Annotated in this window: 15 protein-coding genes and 1 pseudogene; 4 read left to right on the forward strand and 12 right to left on the reverse strand. The window is 65.7% G+C overall.

Annotated elements, in window-relative coordinates; all coding sequences use genetic code 11:
- The first annotated feature begins 42 nt into the window (after positions 1–42).
- Positions 43–819 carry an OmpA family protein gene (locus EN738_RS19995; protein ID WP_127285213.1) on the forward strand — a complete coding sequence of 259 codons (777 nt, stop codon included), beginning with the start codon at positions 43–45 and terminating at the stop codon, positions 817–819.
- 53 nt (positions 820–872) lie between these two features.
- On the opposite strand, the gene EN738_RS20000 is transcribed toward EN738_RS19995, so the two are convergent.
- From EN738_RS20000 to EN738_RS20025, 6 genes are all read right to left on the reverse strand, one after another.
- The gene (locus EN738_RS20000; RefSeq protein ID WP_127285214.1) at positions 873–2084 is read right to left on the reverse strand and encodes an MFS transporter; all 1212 of its coding nucleotides are present in this window, start codon (positions 2082–2084) and stop codon (positions 873–875) included.
- Positions 2081–3475 (reverse strand): NAD(P)-binding protein, encoded by a 1395-nt coding sequence (locus EN738_RS20005; protein ID WP_127285215.1) that lies wholly within the window; start codon positions 3473–3475, stop codon positions 2081–2083. Before EN738_RS20005 ends, EN738_RS20000 begins: the two co-directional genes overlap by 4 nt.
- A 48-nt stretch (positions 3476–3523) precedes the next feature.
- Positions 3524–3844: a metalloregulator ArsR/SmtB family transcription factor gene (locus EN738_RS20010; protein ID WP_127285216.1), complete on the reverse strand. Its 321-nt coding sequence runs from the start codon at positions 3842–3844 to the stop codon at positions 3524–3526.
- A 66-nt stretch (positions 3845–3910) separates the two neighbouring features.
- A complete protein-coding gene (arsC, locus tag EN738_RS20015) occupies positions 3911–4333 on the reverse strand; it encodes an arsenate reductase (glutaredoxin) (protein WP_127285217.1) in 423 nt (140 codons plus the stop codon).
- Positions 4330–5019 (reverse strand): MIP/aquaporin family protein, encoded by a 690-nt coding sequence (locus EN738_RS20020; protein WP_127285218.1) that lies wholly within the window; start codon positions 5017–5019, stop codon positions 4330–4332. The genes arsC and EN738_RS20020 overlap by 4 nt, the downstream gene beginning before the upstream one ends.
- Positions 5020–5044: 25 nt before the next feature.
- A complete protein-coding gene (locus EN738_RS20025; RefSeq protein WP_127285219.1) occupies positions 5045–5377 on the reverse strand; it encodes a helix-turn-helix transcriptional regulator in 333 nt (110 codons plus the stop codon).
- 174 nt (positions 5378–5551) lie between these two features.
- Here EN738_RS20025 and EN738_RS20030 point away from each other — a divergent pair, with 174 nt between their 5' ends.
- Positions 5552–6130: a cation transporter gene (locus EN738_RS20030; protein ID WP_127285220.1), complete on the forward strand. Its 579-nt coding sequence runs from the start codon at positions 5552–5554 to the stop codon at positions 6128–6130.
- 76 nt (positions 6131–6206) lie between these two features.
- On the opposite strand, the gene EN738_RS20035 is transcribed toward EN738_RS20030, so the two are convergent.
- The gene (locus EN738_RS20035; protein ID WP_127285221.1) at positions 6207–6797 is read right to left on the reverse strand and encodes an NAD(P)H-dependent oxidoreductase; all 591 of its coding nucleotides are present in this window, start codon (positions 6795–6797) and stop codon (positions 6207–6209) included.
- 106 nt (positions 6798–6903) lie between these two features.
- A complete protein-coding gene (locus tag EN738_RS20040) occupies positions 6904–7272 on the reverse strand; it encodes an antibiotic biosynthesis monooxygenase family protein (RefSeq protein WP_127285222.1) in 369 nt (122 codons plus the stop codon).
- Positions 7273–7367: 95 nt separating this feature from the next.
- Here EN738_RS20040 and EN738_RS20045 point away from each other — a divergent pair, with 95 nt between their 5' ends.
- Positions 7368–7844, forward strand: coding sequence for a MarR family winged helix-turn-helix transcriptional regulator (locus EN738_RS20045; RefSeq protein ID WP_127285223.1), 477 nt, complete (start codon positions 7368–7370; stop codon positions 7842–7844).
- A 201-nt stretch (positions 7845–8045) separates the two neighbouring features.
- Positions 8046–9206: a hypothetical protein gene (locus EN738_RS20050; protein ID WP_127285224.1), complete on the forward strand. Its 1161-nt coding sequence runs from the start codon at positions 8046–8048 to the stop codon at positions 9204–9206.
- 45 nt (positions 9207–9251) lie between these two features.
- On the opposite strand, the gene EN738_RS20055 is transcribed toward EN738_RS20050, so the two are convergent.
- The 4 genes and pseudogenes from EN738_RS20055 to EN738_RS20070 all read right to left on the reverse strand — a co-directional run.
- On the reverse strand, positions 9252–10250 hold the full coding sequence (locus EN738_RS20055) for a Rieske 2Fe-2S domain-containing protein (RefSeq protein WP_127285225.1): 999 nt from the start codon (positions 10248–10250) through the stop codon (positions 9252–9254).
- Positions 10247–11392 carry a GNAT family N-acetyltransferase gene (locus tag EN738_RS20060; protein ID WP_245494586.1) on the reverse strand — a complete coding sequence of 382 codons (1146 nt, stop codon included), beginning with the start codon at positions 11390–11392 and terminating at the stop codon, positions 10247–10249. The genes EN738_RS20055 and EN738_RS20060 overlap by 4 nt, the downstream gene beginning before the upstream one ends.
- Positions 11389–12645: a F390 synthetase-related protein gene (locus EN738_RS20065; protein WP_127285227.1), complete on the reverse strand. Its 1257-nt coding sequence runs from the start codon at positions 12643–12645 to the stop codon at positions 11389–11391. The genes EN738_RS20060 and EN738_RS20065 overlap by 4 nt, the downstream gene beginning before the upstream one ends.
- Positions 12642–12931 (reverse strand): annotated as a pseudogene (locus EN738_RS20070) (hypothetical protein); the annotation flags it as partial. The gene EN738_RS20065 and the pseudogene EN738_RS20070, both read right to left, overlap by 4 nt.

Raw genomic sequence — 12931 nt, forward strand, 5'->3', positions numbered from 1 at the left:
AGCGGGGCGTTAGACTAAGCCGCAGCAGGAGGCGCCAAGAAAATGAAGAAATCATTCATTCTTGTTCTGGCCTTTATTAGCGCTGTCGCAAGTACGGTAACTTTCAGCGCAGTCGCCCAGGAACGCGACGTTGGCCCGAACTGCACGCAGTGGAACTCCTATCGCGTCCTCTTCAAGAAGGGCGACGGCAAGATAGCGGAGGATTCCGCCAACGCGTTGAAGGCTTTCATCAAGGACGCCGGGAAGGATTGCGGCTACAGGCTCTATGCGACGGCGAGCAAAGAAGGTGGCTACGACAAGGCTGACGGCATTGCCGGCCGCAGGCTGAACGCGACCAGCGACTTCCTCAAGGTACAAGGCGTCAAGCCGGAAATGGTGCTGGCGCTCTCGCATTGGGTCGACGACAGCGCCACAAACACGAACACGGCGCGGAGCGCGATCGTCTACACCTTGCCGAAGCAAGGCATATCGTGCCGGCAATATGAGAGACGCGCAGCTGTCCAGGTCCATCTGTTTTTCGACAGCCAGTCCTCTGTGATTTCATCGCGGATCAAGAATGACCTCGAGAAGTTCGCCGCGAGCATCAAGGACTCGCGCTGCAACGTCGAACTGACGGCCTTGGCGGCCAAGGAATTCAAAGGCGCCAATGCCGTAAAGACAAACAAGGCACTGGCCAGGCAGCGCTTGAAAGTGATCGTGGACATCCTGACCGCGGCTGGGATCGACGGTGACCGGCTCATCGACACGAACGTCGAATATGTTGGCGACAGCAAGCCGAACGTCGCCAGGAATCGCCTGGCGATCGCCTCGCTGATGTAGCGGCTCGCCGAGCCCTTCCGGGATCTTCAGCCGCGGATCGCTCGGCAGCGACGTCAACCCGGCTGCAGTTGCAGGCGCCCGTTGCGGGCCATCAGCCAGCGCAGGCCGCAAGCCAACACGACGTTGAGCAGCGCAAGCGCACCGAGAACGGCGAGCGTGCCTTGCGCTCCCGTACATTGCATCAGCAGCGCGCCGAGCGAAGGGGCGGCCGACTGGGCGATCAGGCTCGGCATCGCGAGGCGGCCCATCAGTTTCGCGTAGCCCGACGGCCCGAACAGAGCGAGCGGCAAGGTGCCGCGCGCGATCGATTCAAGACCGATGCCGGCGCCGTAGAAGCCGAGCGCCACCGGCATGGCCGGCATGCCGGTCCAGAGCGCCAGGACGCCGATGGCGACAAAGCTCGCCGAGACGAGCTTGGTCCAGATCGGATGATGGTAGCGCGCGATCATCATCTCGACGGCGCGCGCCGTCACCTGCGAAGGACCCACAAGGGCGCCAAGACCAACAGCGGCGGCGAGCGCCAGACCGCCGGCCTGCAGGATCGACAGCAGATGCACCGAGAGCGTCGAGGAGATCACCGCCGCGAGCGTGATGGTGGTGGCGAGCAAGGCCATGACGGGGAAGGATGGATTGCCTGCCGTTGCGGCGACGTTGCGGTCGATTTCGGATACGGCGCCGCGTTGCGGCGCCCGGCGCGGGAGCAGGGTGAGATAGAGCGGCAGCGCGATGAGGAGCTGCACAGCGGCATAGGCAAGGCAGGCGCCGCGCCAGCCGATCGCGGCCATCAGGAAGGCCGAGATCGGCCAGCAGACGGTGCTGGCGAAGCCGCCGAACAGGGTCAGCGTGGTGATGGCCGAACGCGCGCCGCCGCCATAGAGGCGGCCAAGCGTGGCGAAGGCCGCGTCATAGAGCCCTGCCCCCATGCCGAGCCCGATCACCAGCCAGGCGGCGATATAGGCGGCAAGCGAAGGCGCCATCGCCAGGCCGATCTGGCCGGCGCCGATGCAAACGGCGCTGAAGGCTAGCACATTGCGGCCGCCATGGCGCTCGATCGAGGAGCCGACGCGCGGCGAGATCAGGCCGGCGACCATAAGCCCGAGCGACAGGCCGCCGACCACCCATGCCAGCGGCCAGCCGGTGTCGCGGGCCACCGCCGGCGCGATAACCGCCGGCAGATAGTAGGACGAGCCCCAGGCCATGATCTGCGTCAGGCCGAGCACGGTGATGATCGTGCCGCGGCCGCGCATGCCCGCCGGGGTGCTCATGCGGCGACGCCGCAGCCGCAACCGCCCTTGCCGGCGGCTTTCGCCTCGGCGTCGGCGACGCAGCAGGCATCCGCAACTTGCGGGGCTGGGCCGCCGCAGCAGCCAGCGGACACGTCGTCGGTTGCAGCGAGCGCTGCCGGCACCGTGCAGACCCCGGTTTGCGGCAGCACCAGTTGCACCGCATCGGCGGAGGCCATGTCGCCTGCCAATGCGGCCGCGACAGAGCGCACCTGCTCGTAGCCGGTCAGCAGCAGGAAGGTCGGCGCACGGCCATAGCTCTTGATGCCGACGGTGTAGAAGCCAGGCTCGGGATGACTGAGTTCGCGGTGTCCGTGCGGAGGCACGTCGCCGCAGGAATGCTCGTTGGGATCGATCAGCGGCCCCAATGCCTTGACGCCTTCCAGCCATGGATCGAGGTCGAGCCGCAACTCCCTGGCCAGGCCGAGATCGGGCCGCTGGCCGGTCGCGGCGATGATGCGGTCGACAGGGCCGATGCGCTGCAAACCGTCCGCCGTCTCGCCCTCGACAAACAGGCGGCCGCCCTCCCCGCGAATTGCCGTCGTGGCAAACCCTGTGACCAGTCGGACGCGGCCGCTCTCGGCTAGGTCCCGGACGTCGGATCCAAGTTCACCGCGAGCCGGCAAGGCATCCAGATCCCCGCCGCCATAGATGCGTACGAGATCGGTGCCGCGCGTCGTCCAGATGAAGGCCGTTCCCGGCTCGTCATCCGCCAGCCTGGCAAGGTCGAGCAAGGCATTGGCGGCCGAATGGCCGGAACCTGCGACCAAAGTGGTACGGCCGGCGTAAAGGGTTCGCTCCCGGCCGAGAATGTCGGGAATGCCGTAGGCGATGCTGTCGGCGAATTTCGCCTCGCCCTCCGCGGCGATGCCGCCGGCACCGAGCGGATTGGGCGTGCGCCATGTGCCGGAGGCATCGATGACGGCGCGGGCGCTGTCGCGCCTGATGCCGCCGGTGGTTTCGACCACCAGCATGAAGGGACGCGCCTCGCGCTCCTTGCCGCGCACCTTGTCGGCGCCCCAGCGCGAGATGCCGGTGACGCGGGCACCGGTTTCGATCACCGATGACAGTTGCGGCAGTTTCGTGAGCGGCTCAAGATAGAGATCGACAAGCTCATTGGCTGTGGGAAACGCTTCGGGGTCGGGCATGTCCCAGGCAGTCGCTTCGAGCAGCTTTCTCGCCGCCTGGTCGACGCAATAGCGCCACGGCGTGAAAACGCGGACATGGCCCCAATCCCTGAGGTTGGAGCCTGCTTCGTCGCCCGCCTCGTAAAGCTTTACCGGCACACCCTGCTCCTGCAGGTGGACGGTCGCCGCCAGGCCGACAGGGCCGGCGCCGATGACGGCGACTGGGAGATCGTTCTGCTCGCTCATGCTTTCACCTTCCGTAATTCCGGGAGTATCGAAATAGCAGGCAAAAAATTATGCCGCCGCCTCTCCCGTTACGGGGTTGCAGGCGGCGTCAGCGCAGCATTCGTCAGCGAGGAAGCCAATCAGATCGCGCATTATCGGATAGTTGGCGCGGCAGATCAGCGTCGTCGCCTGCCGCTCCTGGCTCACCAGCCCGGTCAGGATCAGCCGGTGCAGATGATGCGACAGCGTCGAAGCGGCAATGCCCAGGTTCTCCTGCAGGTAGCCGACCGGCCTGCCGGCCTCACCTGCCCTGACCAGGATGCGATAGAGGTTCAGCCGCGTCGGATTGCCGAGCGCTTCCAGCTGCTTTGCCGCTTGTTCGAGTTTCATGGAAATAGTGATACACCCAAGACAAACGGTCGTCAAACTACATTTCGATGAAATTCGAAATAGACCTCAACCAGCCCGCTTGCCGTCGGCGTCGATCACCACCTCGCCATCCTCCTTGGTGAAGGGGCCGATATCCGGATTGGGCAGGATGTCGAGCACCGCTTCCGACGGCCGCGCCAATATCGTGCCCTTCGGCGTCACCACGATCGGGCGGTTGATCAGGATTGTATGCGCCAGCATGAAATCGAGGATATCGTCGTCGCTCCATTTCGGATTGGCGAGGTCGAGTTCGGCGTAGGGCGTGCCCTTCTCGCGCAGCAGCTGGCGGGGCGTCATCGCCATGGCGGCGATCAGTTCGACGAGCTTTTCGCGCGAAGGCGGCGTCTTCAGATACTCGACGACCTCCGGCTCCTCGCCCGACTGGCGGATGATGGCCAGCGTGTTGCGCGAGGTGCCGCAGGCGGGGTTGTGATAGATAGTGATGCTCATTCGGCGGGCCTCGGTGCGGGGTTGGATTGAGGATCGGCAAGCAGCCAGCCGGCGAGCGCCAAGGCGAGCAGCGTGCCGGCCAATTCAGCCACGATGAAGGCCGGGACATCGTGCGGCCGGATGCCGGCAAAGGTGTTGGAGAAGGCGCGTGCAACGGCCACTGCCGGATTGGCAAAGGAGGTCGAGGCGGTGAACCAATAGGCGGCGGTGATGTAGAGCCCGACCAGCCAAGGGATGGCATCGCCACGGAAGCGCAGGCCAGCCAAGATGGTGAAGACCAGCCCGAAACTCGCGACTAGCTCGGCGATCCACTGCCCTGCCCCGCTGCGCACCGTCGTGGACAGCTCCACCAGAGGCAAGCCGAACATGGCATGCGCAACGAACGTGCCGGCGAGGCCGCCGAGCAACTGGGCCGCGACATAGCAAAGTGCGGCATGCCAGCCGATCTCGCGCCTCAGGCCAAACACCAGCGTCACAGCCGGATTGAAGTGAGCCCCTGAGATCGGGCCGAGGATGGTGATCAGCACCACCAGGATGGCGCCCGTCGGGAGCGTGTTGCCGAGCAGGGAAAGCGCGACGTCGTCGGTGAGACGATCGGCCATGATGCCCGAGCCGACGACGGCAGCGACCAGCATCGCGGTGCCGAGCGCCTCGGCAACGAGACGGCGGGGAAGATCGACAATCATGTGCGGATCCGCATGTCTTGTAGTGCTAGCATTTGCAGCTCACGGCCTGGAGTGCCGGCTGGCAGAGCTGCGGCGCGCCGTTGCAGCAATCCTCCATCAGATAGGCGAGCAGGTCGCGGAAGCCGGTCATGTCGGCGACATAGCGGATTGTGCGCCCCTCGCGGCTGGCGTTGGCCAGTCCGGCATGGTCGAGCACCTTCAGATGCGCAGACATGGTGTTCTGGACGATGCCGAGCCGCGCGGCGATCTCACCGGCCGGCAGGCCGCCCGCCCCGGTCTTCACCAGCAAGCGGAAAACCTCCAGGCGGGTGTCCTGGCCGAGCGCCGCCAATGCCCGAAGGGCCGCTTCCTTATCCATGCACATATCCGAAAATCTGGATTTAAGGATGCTTATCTTCACCGTGTGACAGTTGCATGACAGCCACGCGAACGTTGACAGGTTGATCGCATTTGACTGGCGCCGCGGCGGTCCGCGGCTGGAACGCGGCCTGCTTTGCGCTAAGGATGCACCATTGATCGACGGATGAGAATCATGACTGGCGACCTGAGCAGGACCGTGCGGTTGGTGGCGATCCTGAACCTTGCCTATTTCGGGATAGAATTTGCGATTGCCGTCCGGATCGGGTCCGTATCGCTATTTGCCGACAGCATCGATTTTCTGGAGGATGCGTCGATCAATCTCCTGATCCTGGTCGGGCTGGGTTGGGCGGCCCGCAATCGGGCGCGGCTTGGAATGCTGCTCGCCGGCGTACTCCTGGTCCCGGCTTTGGCCACGCTATGGACCGCATGGCAAAAGCTCCATTTTCCGGTTCCGCCCTCGCCCGTACCACTCACTCTCACGGCGATGGGTGCGATCCTCGTGAACCTGTCATGCGCACTCATGCTCGCGCGTTATCGCCATCATGGAGGAAGCCTCTCCCGTGCGGCGTTCCTGTCGGCGCGCAACGATGTCCTTGCCAACGTAGCGATCATCGCTGCCGGTCTGGTCACGGCATTCCTGTGGAATTCGGCCTGGCCCGATATCATCGTCGGGCTTGCCATCGCTGTCTTGAACGCCGATGCCGCCCGCGAGGTTTTCAGTGCCGCGAGGCGCGAGCAGGCCGAAAGTTGAATCCGACATGACACATTCAGGCGGCCTGGTTGTGATGCCTCTTCCCCGAAAATCGCGCCGGGCACGGCAATGGAACTCAGAACGTATCGAAGCGACGCTCCACCTCGCGCGCGAACACTTCCCGCTTTTCGTCCGATATGCTGTGAACGGAGTATCGCGACAGGTACAGATGCCGCACGCCCCGGCCGCACATGGTCTTCAGGCCGCGCAGCAGCACCTTCTTTCCGGGGTTCTGCATATAGAGTTGGGTGTACCACCACGGCGACCCGCATGTGGTGACCACGCCCATGCGGCGGATATTGAGCAGCGAAGGCTTGATCAGGCCGTCATCGGGCGGCACCTCGTAAGCGATGCCTGGGCGCCATACGCGATCGAAATAGCCTTTCAGTATGGCGGGCATGCCCGACCACCAGGTCGGAAAGCAGAAGACGCATGCCTCTGCCCATAACAGCGCATCGACATAGACCTGCAGATCCTTCGGCACCTGGGAGGGATCGTAATGGCCACGCCATTCCTCGGGCAGCATCGCCGGATTGAAACCCATCTTGTACAGGTCGAAGTCGATGACTTCGTCGCCTCTCGCCTTGAGCGTCTTGACGATGCGCTGGTGAAGCGACGCCAAATAGCTGTCAGCCGCCGGGTGCGCGTAGAGTACGTTGACCTTCATCGGATGACGCCCTCAAGCCTTCCACCCCGAAGGTACTAGTCGAAGCTAATAGGCTTGCCTAGCTGCCGGCACGCCCTTGCGGTTGGCGTCATCCTTGCCGCTTCGGCTAGGCCACGCAGATCCCCGGCACCGCGACCTTCTCGAACAGATGCGGCGACGCGACGGCCGAGGACGGATAGGCCGAGATCTTCGCCCTGAACTGCGGATGCGTGAAGGCGGCGCGGAAGGCGGCGGTCGATTCCCACACGGCATAGTTCAGGTAGGTCGGGCTGTCGCCGATCGCGCGGTGAAGCTGGGTCGAGATGAAGCCCGGCTGCTGCTTCATGAACACGGCGTCGTCCTGCCAGACGTCGAGGAAGGTTTGCTCGTCGGCCTTGTCGAGCGTGAAGACGTTCACCAGCACGACGGCGGTGGCATCGATGGCGACCTGGCGGTCGATCGGGAAAGCGGGGTCGAGGGGACGCATATGGGTCATGAGGGTTTCCTTCAATTGGTGTTATGATGTCAATCTGTTACGATGCCTACATATGCATTTGACAACATGATGTCAATATCGATACAAGGTGACAAATGCCCAGCACGAAACGAACACCGCCCGGCAAGGCCTTGAGCGACCTCATCCTCGACCTGTTCAGGCTGAACAGCCGCATCAGCGCGGCCGGCGACAGGCTGGTCGCCAATCTCGGCCTGACCAGCGCTCGCTGGCAGGTGCTGGGCGCCATCGTCGCCGCCGCGCATCCGCAGCCGGTGGCGTGGCTGGCGCGGGATCTCGGCGCAAACCGCCAGAACGTGCAGCGCATCGTTAACGATCTCGAGGGCGAAGGGCTGGTCGCCTTCAAGGCCAACCCACATCACCGGCGGGCGCAGCTTGTCGTGCTGGCCGACAAGGGGCGTGCAGCCTACGACGCGGCCATGCGCCTGCAGGCCCCCTGGATCAACAACCTCGCCGACGGGCTTTCGGTCGAGGACATCAACACCATGCACGGCGTGATCACGGCGCTGCGCAAAAAACTGGAAGGCAACGACGACGCTGAAGAGCAGAGCTGACCGCTGCGGAACGGTGGCTGTTCCATCCACTTGCTGAGCGCTGTCCCGATGCTGGCGCTGGTCGCTTCCCGGGATCGCCGGCTTTGGACGACCCGAGCCGGCTGACGATACAGGCGCGGCTCCGTTGCCAAGCGCGCCGATTTCGCGCAACGGTTCCGCCAACCGCAATCACCGCCGTGGGCTTGCCGATGCCAATGTCCCGTGCCCGATAGCACTGTCCTCGTCACCGGAGCGCGCGCGCCGGTGGCGCTGCATCTGGCGCGGCTGCTGCATGGCGCCGGGCGACGCGTAATCCTGGCCGACACCCCTGCCCGGCCGATCGCCGCCGCCAGCATAGCCTGCGCGCTCTATCGCCGCCTGCCGCCGCCGCGCTTCGAGCCGGCGGCCCATGCCGAGGCCGTCGAGGCGCTGGTGCGCGCCGAAGGGATTGGCCTGGTCATCCCGACCTGCGAGGAGGTTTTTCATCTGGCGCTCGCCTGGCGCGGCCGCGCGATCCCGGCGCGTCTGCTCGCCCCCGGTATCGAGCTGCTTGCCGAGGTCCACAACAAGCATGCCTTCATCCGGCTGGCCGAACGGCTTGGCCTCGCCGTGCCGCAAACGACGCTGCTGCAATCCAGAGCCGATCTGGAAGCGGTGCGCGGCCGCGCGCGCGAACTGGTGTTCAAACCGGTATGGTCGCGCTTCGCCAGCCAGGTGCTTTTGCGCCCCTCGCCCGACGAACTCGATGCCGTCACCCCCTCGCTCGCCATGCCCTGGGTAGCGCAGCATTTCGTGACGGGCGAGGAGATCAGCGCCTATGCGGTGGCGCGCGAGGGCAAGCTCAAGGCGTTCGCCCTCTATCGCTCGCTCTACCGTGCCGGCAAGGGCGCCGGCATCTTCTTCGAACGCATCGAGGATGCGTGGGCGCGCGAGCTGGTCGAGCGCATCGCCGGTGGCACGTCATGGACCGGGCAAATCTCCTTCGACCTGATGCGGCAGGTGGACGGAACAGTGCTGCCGCTGGAGTGCAACCCGCGCGCCGTCAGCGGCCTGCATTTCTTCCGCGATCCGGCGCGCTTCGCAGGCGCCGTGCTGGGAGACGGGCCCGAGGTCAGACCCGATGTCACCGCGCCCCAGACAGTGCGGCTCGCCATGTGGATCTACGGGCTGCCGGCGGCCTTGCGCTCCGGTGGCCTCGGCCGCTTCAGCAAAGCGATGCGCGGTGCGGAGGAACTGCTCGACTGGCCCGGCGATCCTGCACCGGTCAAGGCGCAGTGGCCGGCGCTGGCCGAGATCGCCGGCATCGCGCTTCGAGAACGCATCGGCCTGCAGGCGGCGTCAACGCGCGACATCGAGTGGAACGGGCCTGAGGAGCTCTTCTGAGGTCCGGCGCGAAGGAACGACACGCCGAGTTCTCCAATGCACCGTCTAAAGCTCGATCTGGTGCACGCGCGGCTCTTCCGCTGCCGGGGGCAGTTCGCCCGCGATGATCGCGGCGATGTCTCGGCGCAGGAAATCGAGCGGCCCGATCACCGGCAGCGCTGGCGGGGCAAAACGGGCGTTGTCACTCGCCGATTTCAGCACGCGGCGATCCTGCTGCAACGCGATGTTGAACAACGGTTTGAAGGCAAGCGCCTTGATCCCGCCGAGCCAGCCCTGGCGCGGGCCGATCAGCCAGCCGACGCCCTCGACGGTGCGCGCGTCGGCCTGGCGCAGATGGAAGGTGGTGGCGAGCGCGAGCCCATCCTTGCCCCAATATTCGAGTTCGGCGATGCCGGGGTAACGGAAGCGGCCGATGGTTTTCGCGCGCTCGCCTTCCAATAGCCGGCTGATCAGCCCCTGCTGTCGATCCTCGCCGGTGTAGCAAGCCTCGACCCAGCCCTCACCGCCTGTCACTTCGACGCGCACGAGATGGCGCTTCGAACCCAGGCCGCGCAGCAGGCCCTTGTGGGTGAAGTGGGTGTGGGTGGCATCGAGGATGTTTTCGGCCGCGTCGATCACCGTCGACTGCGTCGAGCTGCGCACCCGCCGCACGACGACGTTCTTGCCCTGCATGCAATGGAGATAGGGTTCGGCCTCGGGCGTGCCCGACGAGACGAAGACGACGCCGTCGCGCACGATGGCGCCAAAGCGGCGCACCCGGTAATGCGGCATCTCGCCGACATGACCGGGGATGGCGGTGCAGCGTCCTTCCCCGTCATAGCGCCAGCCGTGATAGGGGCACTCGATCTCGCCGCCGACGAGCTTGCCGGTCGACAGTTCGACCAGCCGGTGCGGGCAGCGGTCGCACAGCGCCGCCATGCCTTGCGCCGAGCGGAACAGCACCAGCGGCTGGCCGTCGAACAGGATGCGCTTCGGCTTGCCCCTGATGTCGCTCGACAGCGCCACGGCCTGCCAGTGATCCTTCCGCTTTTGGCGCTCGCTCAAAGTTCGAACCTCCTGAGCAGGGGAATGCCTACCCGCGCCAGCACGGTTTCCATGACGCGGATCGCCACGCGTTGGCGACGCGGCAGATGACCGGCATAGACGGCGTTGTATTCGATCGCCGCGACGGCGCCGCGCCGTCGCTTGAAGCTTGCGGCCCCGGCGCTCATGTTGAAGAACAGGCCGCGCGCCGTGGCATGGTCCTGCGCCATCGCCATCACCATGCGATAGAGGCCCTCCGCTATCGGCAGCCCGGTGTCGTAGCCGACGATCGGCTGGGTCAGCGTGCCGCCGTTCTCGAACAGGCCGGTGACGGCGACGAGTTCGCCGCCCGGCCGACGCAGCCCGACCAGGCTGAGAACGCCGCGCCGGTGCATCTCGGCGATGTAGCGAGCGGTGTAGTGCGGGTTGAGCGGCGTGTATTTTTCCAGATAGAGCATGCTGTAGAGCTGTTCCGCGCGCGCATAGTCGGCTTCGCTGAAATCGGCACCGCCGACGCGCTTGAAGGGCGTGCTGCCGAGCCGCTTGCGGTCGCGCTTCATGTCGTTGCTCATGGCCGGCGCCGAACCGCGGTCGGCGAAGATGTAGATCTGGCGCGCCGCCAGCATGCGAAAGCCTTCCGCCTTCAGCGCCGCGATGGTGGCCGGGTCGGCGATCTCGTTCAGCGAACGGATGACGATGGCGCGGTCCGGGAAGCGCACCGCAAGGTCGGCACGCAAGGCGGCGATTGCGGCACGGTCGAGCAGCGGCACCGGATTGGTCGAAAAGAGCCAGTTGTTGAGCTGAACCTGATGGTCGAGGCCGCTTGCGCGCACCAGCGGCGCGCAGGCGCCGATCAGCGCTTTGAGCGAACGCCGCAGCGACGGGTGCGCGATGAAGTTGCGCGTCTCGTCGACGGCATAGTCGATATAGGCGCCGGACGGGCAGCAGATGTAGCAGTTGGGCGCGTCGCTGGTGTCGTTCAGGGTCAGCGGGAAGGTGCGGCCGGCGACCTCCACGCTTTCGACCGACGTGGTAAGGTTGGAAACGAGATCGCGTACCGGCACGTCGTTGAAGAGCCGGACGAAAGCCTCGACCTTGCCGGGGCTGTTCTGGACTCGGTCCGCCTGCTGAAGCGGTCTCTCCATCATGGCGGCCGGGCTCACGGCGCCACTCCCAGCCGGCATTCGACGCGGCGCAATTTGCGGCCGGTCTCCAGCGGCAGGGGCGCCCGCACCAGATCGACCGTCGCCATCGCCTTGCGCGCCGCAAGCAGCGCGAGCACCGCCTGATGCGCGGCAGTCGCCGCCTCGTCGGCGAGATCCGGCGCGAGCCTCAGCTCAATGGCATCGGTCGCCGACTGCACCAGCCGGAAATCGTCGATGCGACGGTCGGCCTTGAGCACCGCATTGCGCAGTATGTCGGGGGTGAGCAGGACCTGGCCAGCGACCGATTCCAGCCGGAAGACGTCGTCCATGCGGCCAACGACCTCGTCGACGCAGCGCAGCGGCGAACCGCATTTGCAAGGCTGCTCAGAGAGCCGCAACAGGTCGTTCATCCGGTATCGCGCCATGATCTGGGTCTGACGGCGGAAGGCGGTGACCAGCGGCGTCACCAGCCCGTCGCCGGCCGGCTCGAATTCGAAGAACACCGAATCCTCGGCGAGATGCAGGCCGCCCTGCCGGCAGGTCACCGCGAACAGGCCCTCCGTCGCCATGTAGATCTGGTCGAGCGGCAGCCGGAAGAAATTTTCGATAACCGGACGGTCGACCGGATCGAGCGTCTCGGCGGCCGAGAAGACGCGTTGCGGCGAGAGCCGAAAGCCCGACGTCGCGAAATGCCGCAACATCTTCGGCGGCGCGATGATCACCGTTGGCCGAAAGTCCTCGAGCGTCGCGCGCCAATGTTCCGGGCCGAGCGTCAGGTCGAAGAAGCGCAGGTCGATGCGCCGCGATTTGCGCGCGCTGTCGTACAGTCCCGTGTTCTGCGGCAGGATGACGGCGACGCGCATGCCGCGCCACAGAAGATCGGGTGCCGCCTTGGCGAGGATCGTACCCAGCCAGCGGTATTTTTCCGCCTCGGAGATGACGAACAGGCCGCGATTGCCGGACGTACCGGTACTCGCGCCAACCGTCAGGTCGCCGAGGCGGCCGTCGGCGGAAGCGGCGGCCCAGGCATCGCGGGCCGATACGCCGCCGATATTGAAGCGCTCGAAATTCGCCATCAGCAGCGCCTTGTCGGTCACAGGCAGGTCGCCGAGCTGTCGCGGCGCCCGGCCATAGAACGGCGCCAGCGGCAGGTCGTGGTCGAGCCAACGACGCAGGGTGGCCGCTTGCCAGCGCTCGAAGGCCGGCCGGCTTTTGCGCGAAACCCAGCGCGTCAGCACGAAGGAACCGATGGCTTCCGCGAGCCCGTTCATCCGGCCACCGCCGGCAGATCGTGCGCGCTCAGGTCGTACTGCGTCATCGCGGGGTCGTGGCAGAGCATCACCTGTCCACCCGTCGCCTGGAAGCGACGCAGCATCTCGCAGGTCGGGCCGATGGCGGCAACGTCCTCGGCGATGAGGCTGGAGGGAAAGCCGGGGGCGCGCTTCGGATCGAGTGCGGCGAGCAGCCATTGCGCGTCGACGGCATAGAGCAGCGGCCGCTCCAGCCCGGCGAACAAAAGGCCGAACTGGCCGTCGGCATGGCCGGGCAGATCGACCG

This window comes from Mesorhizobium sp. M4B.F.Ca.ET.017.02.2.1 (assembly GCF_003998955.1).
Classification (GTDB): domain Bacteria; phylum Pseudomonadota; class Alphaproteobacteria; order Rhizobiales; family Rhizobiaceae; genus Mesorhizobium; species Mesorhizobium abyssinicae.

What these genes read in the sequence shown, in the direction of transcription:
- EN738_RS19995 (WP_127285213.1), top strand. Translation starts at nt 43, where the DNA reads ATGAAGAAATCATTCATTCTTGTTCTGGCCTTTATTAGCGCTGTCGCA.
- EN738_RS20000 (WP_127285214.1), bottom strand. Translation starts at nt 2,084, where the DNA reads ATGAGCACCCCGGCGGGCATGCGCGGCCGCGGCACGATCATCACCGTG.
- EN738_RS20005 (WP_127285215.1), bottom strand. Translation starts at nt 3,475, where the DNA reads ATGAGCGAGCAGAACGATCTCCCAGTCGCCGTCATCGGCGCCGGCCCT.
- EN738_RS20010 (WP_127285216.1), bottom strand. Translation starts at nt 3,844, where the DNA reads ATGAAACTCGAACAAGCGGCAAAGCAGCTGGAAGCGCTCGGCAATCCG.
- arsC (WP_127285217.1), bottom strand. Translation starts at nt 4,333, where the DNA reads ATGAGCATCACTATCTATCACAACCCCGCCTGCGGCACCTCGCGCAAC.
- EN738_RS20020 (WP_127285218.1), bottom strand. Translation starts at nt 5,019, where the DNA reads ATGATTGTCGATCTTCCCCGCCGTCTCGTTGCCGAGGCGCTCGGCACC.
- EN738_RS20025 (WP_127285219.1), bottom strand. Translation starts at nt 5,377, where the DNA reads ATGGATAAGGAAGCGGCCCTTCGGGCATTGGCGGCGCTCGGCCAGGAC.
- EN738_RS20030 (WP_127285220.1), top strand. Translation starts at nt 5,552, where the DNA reads ATGACTGGCGACCTGAGCAGGACCGTGCGGTTGGTGGCGATCCTGAAC.
- EN738_RS20035 (WP_127285221.1), bottom strand. Translation starts at nt 6,797, where the DNA reads ATGAAGGTCAACGTACTCTACGCGCACCCGGCGGCTGACAGCTATTTG.
- EN738_RS20040 (WP_127285222.1), bottom strand. Translation starts at nt 7,272, where the DNA reads ATGACCCATATGCGTCCCCTCGACCCCGCTTTCCCGATCGACCGCCAG.
- EN738_RS20045 (WP_127285223.1), top strand. Translation starts at nt 7,368, where the DNA reads ATGCCCAGCACGAAACGAACACCGCCCGGCAAGGCCTTGAGCGACCTC.
- EN738_RS20065 (WP_127285227.1), bottom strand. Translation starts at nt 12,645, where the DNA reads ATGAACGGGCTCGCGGAAGCCATCGGTTCCTTCGTGCTGACGCGCTGG.